The following is a 15,837-nucleotide window of genomic DNA, read 5'->3' on the forward strand; positions in this document are numbered from 1 at the left end:
CGGTTCGAAGCCGGAACGTATAATTCCTAGACCATGACCTTCGCCCCTACACCCCGCCGCTCGCTGCACCGCGTAGGCTCCCTTTGGCTTGCCGGCGCCTTGCTGCTTGCCGCACAGGCCGGCGCGTGTTGGGCGCAAAGCATCGCCTTCACCTTCGACGACGGATTCGACGTCGCAAGCAGCGGGCCGAGGGCCGTGTCGGACAACGCGGCGATGCTCGACACACTGAAGCGGCACGCGGTGCGCGCCATACTCTTTCCGTCGGGGGTGGCCCTGGGCGATCCCGCCAATCTCGCCCTGGTGCGCGCCTGGGGCGAGAACGGCCATGCCATCGGCAATCACACCTACAGCCACGAAGCCTTGAGCCATTCGGACACGACGCAATACCTGGCCGACGTGCAGCGCGCCCACGATCTGCTGCGGGTCCTGCCCGGCTGGTGCCCAAGACTGCGCTTCCCCTACCTGGACGAAGGCGGCACCCCCGCCCAGCACGACCAGGTCATGGCATGGCTTGCCGGACACGGCTATGGCGTGGCAGCGACGACTGTCTCCATGCCTGACTGGCAATGGGAAAAGCAATACCTGAATCTGCTGCAAACAGGCACGCCCGCCCAGGCGGATGCGTTGCGGCAGGATTACGTCAGGCAGCTATTGGCGCAGGCGCGGGCGCAAGACAGCCGCTGGACGCAGCGGCTCAAGCGCAGCCCGGCCCACGTGCTTCTGCTGCATACCACCCAGTTGAACGCGGCCGCGCTGCCCGAACTGCTGCAAGAACTGAAAGCCGCCGGCTGGACCTTCATTGACCCATCGCAGGCGCTGGCGGATCCGATCTATCAGCGCAGCCATTCCGGTCCCGGCGGAACCACCCTTACGCTGCCCGTCCCAACCTGTCGTTGAACCCGGTGTTTCCACCGCCCAGGCCGTTCCGGCTTGTCATGGGGCCTTCTTTTTCTTGAGTTCCTCGATCATGGGCAACTGCGAGACCTCGCTCACGATGGCCTTGCTCCACGCCGCATAGCCGTCGGCCGCAAAGTGCTGCCCGTCGAACGTTCGCCATTGACCTGGATTGGCGAACTTGAGCGAGTCGATATACACGCAGGGATTGACGTTGGTGGACAGGAAGCGGCTGATCCGCTCGACCCGATCATCGCGCTTGTTGTATTTGCCGCCCGCGCGGCCATAGGCCGGCCCCACCCAGACGCAGGCGGCGCCGGCGCCGGCGATTTCCTTGGTCAGGCTGGACACCCCCTGCCAAGCCCAGGCCTTGGGAAAGGTCTCGTTGTCGTAAGAGCCCATCGTGTCGCCGATGATCAGGACCACCACATCGGGCTTGTCCGCGGCGATCAATTGCTTGATGGCCTGCGTCTGCATGCCCGACTTGTTGATGCTGGCCGGCTCCTTGCCCTTTTTCTCCTGGCCGCAATCCACCTGCCTGGGCTTGACCCAGTCGATGGCGCTCGCCCCGCAGGCGCCCACTGAATGCACGTAGGCCGCCCCCTGGGCGCTCAGGTCCGCATGAAGGGATTCAGGCAGTTCGTACAACATGTGGCTTTCGCCGATAACGAGAAAACTAAGGCCTGCCAATGCCGCTGCCGCCGATGCCATATCCGGTGCTCCTTGTCGTTGACGTATGGTTCCATACGGAATCGTTGAACTATATTAATCGATCGTTCGGTCGTTACGGGCAGGGGCCTTCAGCCCCTGCATCCATGCCTTCTCTTCCGGCGCGAGGGGCATCTGCAGGACGCGCTCGGGCATCTCCCAGATCACCAGCCGCGGCGGCGTCTCGCGAAACTCGGCAGACGCCAGGTAGGTTTTCGCCGCGCCCCAGAAGTCGCCGCCGTCCTGGGCGAAGCTGGGCACCGGCGTGCTCAAAGCCGCCTCCAGAAACGGCACAAAGGAAGACGTGCGCGAATACGAGGTGCCGATCAACGCCACCGTGGGCAGGCTGGCATCGCCGAACAAATCATCGGCGGCATCGCCCGCGGCGGCGGACGCCGAAGCATCATCGGAATGGGGCGACGCGCCCTGCTGATCCGGCGCCAGCGGGCTGAGTCGCACGGTCGCCACCCTGTCGGGAGGCGGCAACAGCGACGCAGGCAGCCAATCGACGCCAGCCAGCCGCAGCAGGTCGCCTTGCCGGTCGCGCGGCTCGCCCGGCTCGAGCCGGTATTGCTGATGAGGAGTCAGGGCCAGGCCGGCTTGGCGGACCACCCGAGCCAGGGCGTCCGCCGCGGCGCGCGCGCCGGCTTCGGTCCAATGCGTATCGATCGTGAGAAAAGGCTGGGCTTCGCCGCCGCGCTTGACCTCATCGAGCGCGGGCAGCAAGGCGGCCTGCGGGATGCCGTGCCGCGCCAGTCCCGCCTCCCATTGGCTGAGGCGATCGGCCGAGGAAACCGGCCGGTACAGCCCGCAAAGCTGCTCGTGCTGCACACGGCTTTTATCCGGCACGGTGGCCACCACCAGTTCGGCGCCCCGGCGGCGCAGCAGCTCGCGCACCAGCGCGACGGCCGCCAGGCGCTCCTGGGCGTTGCGCCCGGCATCAAGGTGGACCGCCAGCTCGTCATTCAGGAATAGCCACGGGTCGCAGCCGCGCCGCACGCGCGGCCCGAGCGAACCCGCCACCAGCCATGAAGCCGCTCTTTCGGCATCCGCAAGCGCAACGGGCAGCGGCGTCCGCGCCAGTTCGGCCGCCAGGCCCCGGGCCGTTTCGCCGCTCATGATCGAACTGCGCGTCCATGCGTCGGAAGCCAGGCTTATCCGGCCGGCCGCCATGCTCCATACGATCGACGCCGCGCCGGCAAGCATGGCGGCGATGAAGGCGCAGCCCGCCACGGCCCTGGCCACCCGCGAAGGCTGGTTGAACGATTGCACGGGATCAGCCAACGCCACATCGTTCTCCTTAGAATTGGAAGTACAGGAACGGCACCGCCTTGCGGCTCGCCACCAAGGCCATCGCGAACACGAAGCCGAACACGGGCCACAGGTCGGCGGCGGCCAGCACGCACACCGGCATGCGCCGCCGCACGGGCTCACGCAACAAGGGCGCCACGATGCAGGCAAGCCCCAGTCCTATCGCCGCCAGGTGAGAAGGCTGCAGCGCCACCCGCAGCGCGTCTCCGAGCGCCCAGCCGCGCAGCCCCAACTGCCCCAGGTACAACGACCATGCCGTGTCGAAATCCGCCGCGCGGAAAACCACCCACGCCATGCATACGAAGACCAGGGTGGCCGCCCTGGACGGCAGGGTGGGAACAGGCGGCAGCTCCGACCGGCTCCAGGCCCGCGCCACTGCCAGTGCCGCGCCATGCATCAGGCCCCACAACAGGAAATTCCAGTTGTCGCTACCATGCCACATGCCGGCGATGGCCATGGCAAGGACAAGGTTGACGTAGGTACGAACGGCGCCCCTGCGGTTGCCACCGAACGGGATGTAAAGGTAATCGCGTATCCAGGTGGACAGCGAAATATGCCAGCGCCGCCAGAAATCCTGAATACTGCGCGCCAGATACGGGTGATTGAAGTTCTCGGGAAAATGAAAGCCCAGCATCTGCCCCAGACCGATGGCCATGGCGCTGTAGCCCGCAAAATCGAAGAACAACTGCAAAGAATACGCCAGGCAGGCCAGCCAGGCATCGAGAAAGCTCGGCCCGGGCACGGCGAACGCGGTTTCGACCAGCGGCGACAAGGTGTCGGCCACCAGCACCTTCATGCACATGCCCACCATGAAACGCCGCCCGCCGGCCGAAAAATCCATCCAGGTAAAGCGCCGCCTGGCCAGCTCGCGCTCGACCCATTCGTAGCGCAGGATGGGCCCGGCGATCAATTGGCCGAACATGGCGAGGTAGGCCGCGAACCAGACGAAGCGGCGCTGTGGGCGCACGTCGCCGCGATACACGTCCACCAGGTACGAGATGGCCTGCAAGATGATGAAGGACAAGCCTATGGGCAGGACCACGCGTTGCCAATCGGCCGGCATGGCGCCCCCGACGAACGGCAGCCCGGCCAGGGTTTCGACGAGAATGTTGACATACTTGAACCAGAACAGCGTGCCCGCGTTGGCGACCAGCAGGACGGCCAGCAGGCTCTTGCGCCGGCGCCCCGCGGGCAAGGCGCCCAGCGCCAGCCCTCCGACCCAGGCCAGCACCGTCAGGCCCACGAACAACAACAGGAAGGCCGGGCTCCACCAGCCGTAGAACACCCAGCTTCCCGCCAGCAGGACCGCATTGCGCCGCGCTTCGGGCGCCAGCGCATACACCAGCAGGAACGCCGGCAGAAACAGCGTCAGGAACTCAATCGAAGTGAAGATCATGCAAGGCTCAGAAAGCGAGCTCGTCCTTTACATGGAAGAATTGCTGCGCCGGGTCGCCAGGCGCCAGGAACAGGCTGTGGCGCTCGCCCGCTCCCAAGGTGCCGAGGTCCAGCGGCCCGCCCACCGGCCGGCCGTCGCAGAGCAGTTGAACGCTCAATGGAACCGGGTTGACCTGGCGGCGCACCCACTTGCCGGTCTCGACATTCTCGAACAGCGACACGGATCGCCCGACGACCTGCACGCCGGCATCGCGGCATGAGTCGTTCAAGTCGTAAAAGGCGATGGAAGCCCGGACCGCAGTGAAATCGTCCGCTTCCTCATGCAGGGTGTGCACCTGCAAACCCTCGTCCGTCTTGATTCCCAGCACCGTGACGAACTCACCCGGCATGACGTCGACCGACACCGCCCGCTTGTCCTGGCCCTGGGCCAGTTCGCCCTGGATGGTAGTTTTCCCGGCCACAGGCATGTAGGGGCTGGACCGGAAGGAGGCGCCCAGTTCAAGAGCCAGCTGCGAGCCGGGGGCCGTCACGCGCAACCCGGACCCGCCGCCGTCCACGAAGCGCACGAAGGCGGAATCTTCGGCCGGCCCGGTGGGGTAGAGCTTGATTTCGATGCCGTGGGCCAGGTTGCCGGCCAAGGCGACCGCCAGGGAGCATATTGCGAGAAGAAGGGATTTCATTTCTGTCCAGGGTTCCTTGTATCGGGCGCCGCACCGCGCAGATCGAGCCTGGCCGCTCTTTCAAGCAGCTTGGCCGCATCGGCGGTCCTGCCCAGTTGCTGGTGCACTTGCGCCGCCCGGGTCAATACATCGACATTGGCGGGTGCCAGGTCCGCCGCGGTGTCCGCCTCGCGCCGGGCGCGGCGCTGGTCGCCCATCTGCAGCGCGGCCTCGGCTAGGCCCATGCGTATACGCGCATTGTCCGGATGAGACTGCCGCAGCGACTCGTAGATCTCCAGCGCCCGGCTGGCCTGACCCGCCAAGGTGTACGAGCGCGCCAGCGAGTTCAAGGCCTCGGGATCATCCGGCCGTTTGGCAAGCACCCGCGCCAATGCATCCTGCGCCGCCGCGGCCTCGCCCCGTTCCATCAGTGAATTGGCCCGGCGAACAATGTGCACGTCGGACAGCGCATCCACCCGGGCGCGCTGGGCGTCCGTCAGGTTTTGCTGCTCGAGATGGCGCAATATGACGGCTGCCTCGACGTCCTGGCCCGACTCCAGCAGCAAGCCCACGTATGCGATCGACGCACCGGTGCCGCGCTCGTGGCCCTGGGTTCGCAGCGGCCCCAGCAAGGCAAGCCCCCGCGCCGCCGCGCCCATATCGACGTAGGCTTCGGCCACGGCATTGAGCACGTCGAAATTGCTGCCCGCTTCGGCCCTGACGTCGCCCAGCAACTGAAGCGCCTCGGCCTTCTTGCCGGCCCTTGCAAGGGTTTGCGCCTCGGCAAGCCGAAGCCTGAGGTCGGCCGTTGCACGCAGATGGCGCATGGGTGGCGTGCGCTGGTCAAGGGGGATCTGCGCAAGCCCGTCGCGCACGGCCTCCCAGTTTCCGGCGTCCGCGGCCAGCGCAGCGTTGGCGTAGAGCACTTCCGGATCGTAGGGATGCTGTCTTAGCAGCTCGTCGAGCATGGCCCGCGCCTCGGCGTCCCTGCCTTCCTGCTGGTAAAGCCGCGCCAGCCGGAAGCGCAGTTCGGCATCGTCGGGGCGGCGTCCCAGGGCTTCGCGGTAGATCGCTATCGCTCCCTTCGCCTCACCTTGAGCTACCAGGATCTCCGCCAGCAGATCCTTGGCGGCGGCCTCGTTCGAATTGCGCTTGACCAGGCTATCGGCCAACGTGCGGGCCTCGGCGATCTTGCCCTGTTGCACCAGGCCTCGCGCCCGCTCGACGTCCACCCAGTACTGCGCGATGGAAAGCGAGGACTGCCATGCGGCATTGCCCCGCCGCGCCCGAACGAGATAATCGTGGGCCTGCCCCCAGTTGCCTTCGCGCATCGACAGCACGCCCATGCCTCCCAGGGCTTCCGAATCGTTAGGCCGTTGCGCCAATACCGCCTGGAATTCGACCCGGGCGCGGGCGGGATTTCCGGACTCGATCAGCTTCATGGCCGCGTCGGTGCGCAGGCGCAGCGGATCGGGCTTGGGCGGAGCACCGGCCGCCTGCGTTCCCGCCTGGGACGCCCGCTGGAGCAACGCGCGTATTTCCTCGTCATGGGGATACAGTTCGACGTAGGTAGCGTATAGAGGCCTGTGTTCGGCCGTGGGCTTGCCCAGCCACAGCAGCGCGTCGCGCCAGCTCTCGGTGGCTTCGCTGCCCACGTCATAGTTCGTCGACAGGCGGGCAAGGCGGCCTATCGCTTCGAGACGGGTCGGCTCGTTACGTGCCAGGTGGCGGGCCAGGGCCAACTGCAACAAGGGATCGCGCGGGGTTTGGGCCTCGAGGCGCCGCAAGCCGTCGATCGCCTCGAGCAGGCCGCCCTCGGTATAGCCCAGGCGATGGTAGTAATCGCGCCCCACCTCGCCGACCGGCAGGCGGTCTCCGAGCGCATCCCGGTATTTTTTGGCCGCTTCGTCGACGTCCGACTCCGCCACCGCCTGGCGCGCCTGCGCCAGCAGGGCTTTGTTCCGCTCGGAACTGAGCAGGAGGTCCTGCTCGAGCTGGGCGACCAGTGGATGACCGGAGTGCGCCTGTTCCAAGCGCCGTAGATAATCCCTTGCGGGCTCGATGCGCCCGGCCTTCAGCTCGATGGTCGCCAGGCCGTACAGGGCCTCGGGGTGGTCTGGGCTGATCAGAAACAGCTTGTTCCAGACCTCGGCGGCGCGCTTGCCGTCGTCGCGCTCCAACCAGAAATGGCCCTGCTTGACCAGTATCTCGTGCGAATCATCTGCTTGCGCCTCCGTCGCATGAAGCAACATCGACGCAAGCAGTCCACATACTAGCCAGTGATATTCACGCATCCCTCACCGACCGAAGGTGTCGCCATTGGTTGTACGATGGGGCTTGATGGGCAGGTCCAGCAAACCGCTCTGGGGATGGAAGTAATAGCGTAAGTAGACGCCGCCCATCCATTGCTTGTAGTCGCTGGCGTTATCGGCCCCGATTGTCGCGCCCAGCGCAAGCTTGGGGTCCACCCGGTACTCGGCCGTGGCCTTGACGTTGTAGCTGACGCCGGTCTTGCTCTGACCGCGGTAAACGCCCTCTTGCATGCCGTAGATTCCCGGCAGATCCGCGCCGACGGCCTGCACCTGGGCCTGGAGATCGGAGCGCGTCGGGAATACCGCCGCATCGTCCTGCTTGAAGGTCTGCAGGCCTATCGAGCCATCCACGCGGTAACTGAACTTGCCCGAACGCTGCGCCCAGGTAACAGGGACGCTAAGCGCATAGTAATGCTTCGGGCTGAAGTACCCGCCGTGGCCGTAGGTGTAGTAGCTGAGGTTCTTGTCGTAGAAAGCCGCGTTCACGTTGACGCCGGTAGTCAGCTTGCTGTCCAGCTCGTCAATCACATGGAAGTACGCGCCGGCGTTGAACTCCTTGCGGTTATTGGACGCCACGTTGTTGCCGCGCAGGGTGTGCCAGGCGACGGCGCCATAGATGCCGGCGTCGCCGAAGTCCTTGGACAGCGTCGCCCGCGCGCCGGTGGCCGATACCCCGCCCCACTCCAGGTCTTCACTGCGATGGCGGCGTCCGGCGAAGGACAGCACGCTGTCCGTAACCGGACGGCGCGACACGTCGACGCGGTAGCCGACCGTGCCGGCGTCGTCAAGCGTGCCCTGCACCAAGGCGCCGCCCGTAAAATCGGTGTGCTGGAAGCCCAGGGGCGTGACCCCCGCGTCCAGCTCGAATCCCCGGCCCTCATAGCCGACCGAAAAGCCCACGCCATTCTGCGTATCGTTGTCGATCGCATAGGGATTCAGGTTGGCGATCTCCATGCCCGCCGGAGGCGGCGTCAAGGCCGCATGGGCGCCCTGCGAGCCCGAACTGATCGAGACGGGGGTGGCGCGCAGGTTCACGCGTCCGTTGCCGGCCGGAAAGCTGACTTCCAGCGGCAATTGCAGTTCATCGAGCTTGCCGGTGCCCGCTTCGCCACTGCGACTGCGGAACTCGGCGCCGCCCGAAAAATGCCCGCTGCGCTCCTGCATGATGGCGTCGAGCTCACTGCCCAGCGCCGACTGCGGTGCATAGGCCACCTGGCCGGCCGAGGCAAACGGGTTGCCGGCCTGGCCGGCCGGCATGGGCACGGCCCCGTAAGCGCCCGGGGCGGCGGCCTGCGCCGGCACGAACGGCATGGCGCCGGCGGGAATCGTTGGCTGATACGGTATCGGCGCCGCCTGCTGCACCGGAGGCGGCACAGCGGCCGAATAGGCCTGCTGCGCGGCGGGCGGTTGGGCCGCCGCACCGTAAGACTGGCCATTGACGGGGATCGGAACCGCGCCGGCATATGGCTGCGCGGCCGCCGGCATCGGCGCCGGCGGGCGGCCTTGCCCTCCATCGAGCGATGAATTGCTGCGCTGGCCGGGAAGCCCCACGAAAGGATTGGCCGACGACGAGGCCGCGGGGCCGGCCGCATACTGTCCATAGGCCAGGGGAGACCCGCGCGACTCCAGGGCCATGGCCCTTTGGATGAGCTTGGCCGCCTCGCTCGTGTCGCCGGACAGGCGGTACACCTGCGCAGCGCCAGTCAGCACGTCGATGTCTTCGGGCGCGAGCGACACCGCGATGTCGGCTTCATTGCGCGCTTGGCGATGGTTCTTCAGTTGCTGGGACACCTGGGCGAGACCGAGGTGCAGATGAGGATTGTTGGGATCGTTGCGCAAGACTGTTTCGTACAACTGCAGCGCCTGCTGGCCCTGGCCGGCGGCGGCATACATGCGCGCGAGCGACGCCATGGCGTCCGGCTGGTTGGGCTGGCGGGCGAGCACCGGCGCCACCATGTCGTAGGCGGCGACCAGGTCGCCCCGCTCGACCAGCACGTCGGCCTGGCGGACTCGATAGGAATCCGTCAGGTCCTCGAGAGACGCGCGCTGCGCGCCCGTCAGGTTCTGCGTGTGCAGATGGCGCAGGACGACGGACGCTTCGACGTCCTGATTCGAAGCCAGCAGCAGGCCGACATAGGCGATCGATGCATCGGCGCTGCGCGCCTGCCCTTGCGCTCGCAAGGGCTGCAGCAGGGCGGCGCCGCGAGCGGTTTCGCCCATTTGTACGTAGGCCTGCGCCACCGCGTTGATGACGTCGAAATCGTTGCCCGCGGCGGATTGCACCTGCGCGAGCCAGTTCAGCGCCTCTGTCTTGCGTCCGGCCTTGGCCAGGCGCCCGGCCTCGGCGATCTGCGCCTGCAGGTTGGCCCTGGCGTACAGCTCGTTCATGGCCGCCGTGCGCTGCGAGGTCGGGATGCGCTCGAGCGTGTCGCGCGTCGCCTGCCACTGCTGGCTGTCGGAAGCCAGCAAGGCGCTGACGTACAAGGCGTCGGGGTCGTTAGGGTGGGTCATCAGCAGGCCATCGACCAGGCCGCGGGCCTCGGTCTTGTAGCCCGCGTCCTGGTACAGCAGGGCCAGTTGGTACCGCAGCCAGGGATTGTCGGGATCTTGCGCCAATGCGTCTTCGAGCATGCGGCGCGACGCGGCGTAATCGCCCGACATGCGGGCAACCTGCCCCAGGCCCTGCAGCGCCTGCGGATCGCCCGGCCTGCGCTCCAGCACGTCGCGATACGCCTTGGTCGCCTGGGCGGTCTTGCCCTCTTCGAGCAGAATGTCGGCCAGCAGCACCTCGGCCGCCACCTCTTTAGGAGCCCGCTTGGCCGCGCGATCGGCGACCTTGCGCGCTTCGGCCAGCTTGCCCGAACGCAGCAGCGCGCGCGCCTGGTCGACCTCAACCCAGTACTGCACGCTGTCGAGCGTGGCCTGCCACGCCGAATTGCCCTTGCGGGCTCGCGTCAGGTAGTCTTTGGCCTGCTGCCAGTTGCCGGTCCGCATGGCCACGATGCCCAGCCCGCCCAAGGCTTCGGAATCGTTGGCACGCTGCTTCAGCACCGCCTCGAACTCTGCCTGCGCGCGCACCGTGTCGCCCGCATTGAGCCATTTCATGGCCGCATCGGTACGCTCGCGCAAGGGATCGCTGCGCGGCGCGCTGGCTTGGCTGATCCGCGCCGCCTGCTGGCGAACCTGTTTCACGCCTTGCTGCAATTGCTCGTTGATTCCCGCATCGTCGGGATGCTTCTTCAAATAACTGGTGAGCAGAGCCTGTTCGGCCGAGCTGGACGCGCTCAGCCAGGTCAGGGCCTCGCGCCAGCTATGCGTCGCCTCAGCCCCCACGTCGGGATGGACGGAGAGCGCCTCGAGGCCGCCCACGCCTTCGATGCGCGTCTGTTCGTTGCGGGCAAGGTGGCGCGCCAGCGCCAGTTTCACCTGCGCGTCGTTGGGCGACTGTTCAGCCAGGCGCCGTAGGCCCGCAATGGCTTCGCCAAGGCCACCCTGCGTATAGCCTAGATTGGTGTAGTATTCGCGCCCGAGATCGCCGACCGGCTGCTGGTTGCCGAGAACCTGCCGGTACTTGGCGACGGCCTCGTCCAGCTCGCCCGCTCTGGCCAGCCGGCGCGCCTCGGCAATCGAAGCCGCGCCGCTGCTGGAGCCCAGGGAGATTTCCTGCTCGAGCTTGGCGATCAGGGGGCTGTCGGGCCGGACCTGTTTCAGGCGCTCGAGGTACACCCGGGCCTGCGGGATGCGCTGGGCGTTCAATTCCACTTTCGCAAGGCCGTACAAGGCATCGGGACTATTGGGGCTGGTCAGTAGCAGCTTGTTCCAGGCCTCGGTCGCGCGCTTGGCATCATTGCGTTCAAGCCAGAAGTTGCCCTGGTCGATCAGCACCTTGCTGGCATCGTCCTGATTCGCCCATCCTGCATGGTGCAGCAAAGCCACCAGCAAGCCACACATTAACCTGTTGTAGCGCCGCATTGGGTCTCCCACGATAAAGATAAGGTACCGTCCGCCCGGAAGCGGTACAAGCCGTCCAGCCAGCCAAGTCCGAACAGGCTGAGCACGTAGTCGTAATAAGAAGGCTGCCCCTGGGCCAGGGTTTCGGGCTGGGTCGAATGGCGCAGCATGGCCCGGACTTTGAGAGTTTGCCGCTCGAGCAGCAAGGCTTGGCCTTTGGCCTTGAAATAGGGAATCAGGGCGGCGGAAAATCCGAACGGCCCCTGGCCGGAAACTTCGCCGCTTTGGGTGTCGACCTTCTCGGGCGGCGTACCCTTCCCGGCGTCGCGCGTGGCCTCGACCATGCCGTCCAGCGCCTCGAGCATTGGTCCGAACGCCGGGTCTTCGACGGAAGTCATGCCCGCCCAGAGATAATTGCGTATGGCATCGTAGCTGCCCACCGGCCCCTTGTCGGGATCGACGATGAAGGACGCAGTCTGGCCTTCCTTGGCCTGGTAGGCCGTCCAGTCGGGCGCAAAGCCTCGCGGCGCCACGGCCCTGACCATGGCTACCGTATTATCCGCGACGGCCTGCCACGGACCTTCGGGCGATTCCTGCGCCAAGCGCCGCAGCATGGGGATAGGCAGGTAGCTGGGATTGAACCGCCACGTGCGGGCCTCTTCATCGACGAAGCCCTCTTTGCCCGGCAGTAGCATCAGGCCCAGCCCCGGCAGCTCGGCGAGTTCGTGGCTTTCGACCAGAGCCAGCAGGCTGTGCGCCTGGCGCGTGTACTCGGGCTCGTTCCACAAGCGGCCGGCTTCCAGCAAGGCATAGACGAACCAGAGGTCGGCATCCGAGGCGGAATTGGCATCGATGATGCGCCAGGCGCCGTCTTCGGCCTTGCCCCATATCCATGCCGGCAGGCCCGACTCGACCGAACCGCCGCCCAGATTGTCTTTCGTCCAGAACCACAGCTTGTCGAAGGTCGCGCGGTCTCCGGCCGCCAGCGCAAAGAACATGCCGTAGGACTGCCCTTCGGAAGAGCTGTGGTTCATTTCGGTGCTGGCATCCAGGACGCGCCCGCTGTCCTGAACGAAGTATGTCTGGAAGTCGTCCCACAAGGGCCATTGCGCCGCCTCGCACGCGGGGGCGGATGCCGCGCCGGTCGAATACGACAGGGACAAGGCCATGGCGCAGAGACACAGGAATCTTTTCGTGCGGCGGTGCAATGTCATGTCAAGCCTTGCGCGGTTTGCGCCTGATGCGCCGGAGCAGCGCCCAGATCAGGATCACCGCCAGCACCGGCAACAGCCAGCGCAGCCACCATGGCGTTGCGCCGGGCCAGTGCTGCGCGAGTTTCCATTCGATGCCGCGCCAGAATCCCAACTGGCCGATCGAATACGTATACGTGGCCGCCAGGGGCCGTATCTGGCCTTCGCGCACCACGGCCAGGCTGCCTTGCAGCGTATCTTCGCCGAAGCTGTCTGCATTGAGAAGCGCATCCACGGCGAGGACCTGGCCTTGCGGCTGGCTGCTGGAAATAAGCACCACGCTGCGCCCGGCCGACACCGGCGACTCGAAGCCCACGAACATGGCTGTCTCTCCGTCGCTGGAATAGGCCAGGTCGGCCCGCACAGGCTGCTGCGACTCGCGCGGATCGGGAGTGACCCAGCGGTCCGTCTTGAACACGAGGTCGGAGGTGCCGAAGCGCTTGCTCTGCCCCGCCAGCGCGGCCGGCATGTAGCGAGCCCACTCCGCAAGCCACGATTGCTCGCCCGATGCGATGACGACAAGGTCCTTGTCGGCCGCCTCAAGGCCCGCCTCGCCGAAGACCACCGACACCTGCGTCGCCGGGTAGCCCGTCGACTCGCCGAAGCGGCCCATCAAGGCCAGATAGGTCGAGATGTCCTGGGCTGCCGGGGTACGGGACAGCACCACCGCGGTTTCCGAGAGATCGGCCAGGCGCGTGAAGGGAAACCCGCTGTCGCCGAAGGCGGCCAGATTGGGCAGCGGCATGAAGTGCGGATAGCGGCTGAGGTCTATGGTCGAGTCGGGATCGATGCGCCCGCGCACGTTGTCGACGATGGTGTCCCGGCACTGCCCCTCTTTGATGTAGTCGTACATGAAGCGGAACTCCAGCTCGGAGCGCTCCAGCAGGCGGTTCAGCGGGATGTTCATGCGGGCCCGGACCGGCAGCAATTCGTTGTCGCGCAATGCCTTCAGCCAGGACTCATCCTTGATCTGGTCGATAGACAGCAAGGGGAAGGACTTGAGGAACTGCCGGTTGGCGCTGATCAGCAGCGAAGAATTCGCCTGGCCGGGCTGGGGCGTGTAGCGGTAGCGCAGGTCGACCGGCACGGGCTTTTCGCGCCAGCCAAACAGGTCGGGCGGCAGGCGCAGGTCGAGGCGAACCGGGGCGCCGTTGTAGCCAATGGAGTCCAGTGCCTCTTGCGGCGCGATTTCGCCGAACTTGACGGGACGGTCGGTGCGCAGCCACCGGGGCGCATCATAGGGCCGGCGCGGCTTGAGCTGTTCCAGGCGGTCGACCACCGCCGACTGGCCCATCAGGGCGACGCCGCTGGTAACCAGCGCCTGCGCGGCGCGCTTGAGCTCTTCAGCATCGCGGCCCATGATCCACAAGAGCTTGCCCTTCGGATCGTTGGGGTTGGCGGTGATGGAAAGCGTGGGGCCCGACAGCCCCGTCTGGCCGGCGCCGGCGCCCTGGGACAGCACCACGGCATTGCCTTCCAGCGGATAATCGCCGTCCCAATGAACCGGAAACTCGGCGCCGCGGTATCCCGCCATGGCGCCAAACCACGAGGCGACCATTCCCGCCGACTCGAGGCTTGCCGCGCCGCGGTCATTGGCGAACACCATGGGCAGGGTCAGGCGCCGCGCATCGCGACGATCGAAAAACGGCAGGGGCAGAACGGACAGGTCGTCGGCCAGCGGCAGGTGCCGGACATCGAGCGTCAGTTCGCTTTGGTTGCTGACGTTGGCCCACAGGCTGGTGTGCAGCGGGTCCTCGCACTCGAGCGTGTAATGGCCGATCAGCTGCAGCCGCAGGCGATTGAATTCGGTGACCAGGTGCACGGGCAGGTCGAGCGAGCGCTGCAGGCTCTTGCCCGCTTCTTCGCGGGGCACGGGCAAGCTGGCGGCAACGACGTCGTTGACCATCACGTTGATGTGCGACAGGTCGCTGAGCAAAGCGGGCGAATAGCTGTATGTCAGATCGAGCTTCGCGCCGACCACCACTTCGTCGGCGCGCACGTTGAACGGCACGCTGTCGCTGCCGTCTATGCCGCGCAGGTTGAACGGATAGCGCGCGCCCAGCTCTTCGAGCGTGTAGCGGTGCCGGGGCCTGAAAACAGCGCTGGTCGACTCGGCGGCGGCGTCTCCGCGCTGCGTAAAGCCCGTTGCCTGGGCAAGCGCGCCGATTTCAGACACCAGGGCCGGCGGCGCCTCGGCGCCCGGACTCTGCGCCAACGCGGTGCCCAGTACGGCCCATGACATGAACAGGGTTCCCAACAACGGCAGTACCGAGCGAAAACACAGGAAGGGATATTTCATCAGCTAAGCTCTTTTCGTTTACCGCGAATCGGGACGTCCGACCCGCAGACGCCTCTGGGCTCGCGCACGCAGTGACAGATACAGAACGATTGCGATCAAGACCGCAGCCAACAGGTAAAGCACAAACAATATCAAGGGATGCGAGGACAAGAACCAGGAAACGGTCTGATAAGGCCCCATATTGCCCACGTGATAGCTCTTGGCATCCGACAGCGATTCGATGCGGCCGTCGCGCACCACGGCCAGGCCGCCTTGCAGCCGGCTTTTCTGTTCTTCATCGAAGATCAGCAGATCGACCGCGCTGAGCAGGCTGCGGCCGTCGGCCCCGGCAAACACCACGACGCTGCGGCCCCGGCTGACGGGCGACTCGAAACCCGCCAGATAGGCCCCGCCGGCGGGCGCCGCCACAGAGCCGGCGGACGCGCCCCGATGCGTCATTCGGCCGACCCAGTCGGCGAACGTGGACACCCATGCCGCAAAGCTGTCGCTGTCGGCCGAGAAAGAACGCGCCCGCTGCGCCACAGGCAGGCGTCCGGCCCATTGGGACAGCAGGTCGGAGCGTCCGCCCGCCTCAAGCAAGAGCACGTCCTTGTCGTGGAGCTCTTCCGCATCCCGGACGACGCTGAGGTCTGTGGCCGGATAGCCGGTAACCTGCCCCATCTTGCCCAGCAGCGACAAGAAGGCCGAGAGTTCGTGCTCGCCCGGCGAAGCCGGCAGGACCACCACGGTATCCGACAAATCGGCCATGCGCGTGAACGGGAAGCCCGAGGTGCCGAAGGCCGCCAGGTCGGGCATGGCCTTGTGATGGGGCAGGCCCGACAGGTCGATGGTGGAGCGCGGATCGATGGCGCTGCGCCGGACATCGATGTAGGCGCCCCGGCATTCGGCCTGCACGGGAGGGGGATACAGGAACTGGAACTGCAAGCCGGCCTGCGATTCGAGCATCGACAAGGGCAGCGGTATGGTCCTGTTCACGGCCGAGTCGTCGGTCTCGAACGCCCGGCGCACGTCTTCGTCGTTGGACGCCAGGTCGATGCGCCGGACGCGTTGCTGGTTGA

The 15,837-nt window shown here is 66.3% G+C and carries 10 protein-coding genes; 1 reads left to right on the forward strand and 9 read right to left on the reverse strand.

Annotation, left to right across the window (positions count from 1 at the left end):
• The first annotated feature begins 33 nt into the window (after window positions 1–33).
• On the forward strand, window positions 34–897 hold the full coding sequence (locus ACIY1X_RS17275; RefSeq protein WP_397474281.1) for a polysaccharide deacetylase family protein: 864 nt from the start codon (window positions 34–36) through the stop codon (window positions 895–897).
• A 36-nt stretch (window positions 898–933) separates the two neighbouring features.
• Here ACIY1X_RS17275 and ACIY1X_RS17280 read toward each other — a convergent pair whose 3' ends face one another.
• From ACIY1X_RS17280 to ACIY1X_RS17320, 9 genes are all read right to left on the reverse strand, one after another.
• The gene (locus tag ACIY1X_RS17280; protein WP_397474280.1) at window positions 934–1,605 is read right to left on the reverse strand and encodes an SGNH/GDSL hydrolase family protein; all 672 of its coding nucleotides are present in this window, start codon (window positions 1,603–1,605) and stop codon (window positions 934–936) included.
• Between the two features lie 54 nt (window positions 1,606–1,659).
• Complete coding sequence (locus tag ACIY1X_RS17285) at window positions 1,660–2,892, reverse strand: cell division protein FtsQ (protein WP_397474279.1); 1,233 nt, start codon at window positions 2,890–2,892, stop codon at window positions 1,660–1,662.
• A 10-nt stretch (window positions 2,893–2,902) separates the two neighbouring features.
• Entirely contained in the window at window positions 2,903–4,309 is a 1,407-nt protein-coding gene (locus ACIY1X_RS17290; RefSeq protein ID WP_397474278.1) for an MBOAT family O-acyltransferase, read from the reverse strand.
• A gap of 7 nt (window positions 4,310–4,316) precedes the next feature.
• Window positions 4,317–4,988 (reverse strand): cell division protein FtsQ, encoded by a 672-nt coding sequence (locus tag ACIY1X_RS17295; protein WP_397474277.1) that lies wholly within the window; start codon window positions 4,986–4,988, stop codon window positions 4,317–4,319.
• Window positions 4,985–7,219 carry a tetratricopeptide repeat protein gene (locus tag ACIY1X_RS17300; RefSeq protein WP_399682785.1) on the reverse strand — a complete coding sequence of 745 codons (2,235 nt, stop codon included), beginning with the start codon at window positions 7,217–7,219 and terminating at the stop codon, window positions 4,985–4,987. Before ACIY1X_RS17300 ends, ACIY1X_RS17295 begins: the two co-directional genes overlap by 4 nt.
• A 45-nt stretch (window positions 7,220–7,264) precedes the next feature.
• Window positions 7,265–11,251, reverse strand: coding sequence for a cellulose synthase subunit BcsC-related outer membrane protein (locus ACIY1X_RS17305; RefSeq protein ID WP_397474275.1), 3,987 nt, complete (start codon window positions 11,249–11,251; stop codon window positions 7,265–7,267).
• Window positions 11,230–12,444, reverse strand: a complete 1,215-nt coding sequence (gene bcsZ, locus ACIY1X_RS17310; protein WP_399682787.1) for a cellulose synthase complex periplasmic endoglucanase BcsZ — start codon at window positions 12,442–12,444, stop codon at window positions 11,230–11,232. The genes ACIY1X_RS17305 and bcsZ overlap by 22 nt, the downstream gene beginning before the upstream one ends.
• 1 nt (window position 12,445) lies before the next feature.
• Window positions 12,446–14,779 carry a cellulose biosynthesis cyclic di-GMP-binding regulatory protein BcsB gene (gene bcsB, locus ACIY1X_RS17315; RefSeq protein ID WP_397474273.1) on the reverse strand — a complete coding sequence of 778 codons (2,334 nt, stop codon included), beginning with the start codon at window positions 14,777–14,779 and terminating at the stop codon, window positions 12,446–12,448.
• An 18-nt stretch (window positions 14,780–14,797) separates the two neighbouring features.
• A partial coding sequence (locus ACIY1X_RS17320) for a cellulose biosynthesis cyclic di-GMP-binding regulatory protein BcsB (RefSeq protein WP_399682790.1) occupies window positions 14,798–15,837 on the reverse strand: 1,040 nt, incomplete at its 5' end.

The sequence above is a fragment of the Xenophilus sp. genome (assembly GCF_044462705.1).
In the GTDB taxonomy this organism is placed as follows: domain Bacteria; phylum Pseudomonadota; class Gammaproteobacteria; order Burkholderiales; family Burkholderiaceae_C; genus Xenophilus; species Xenophilus azovorans.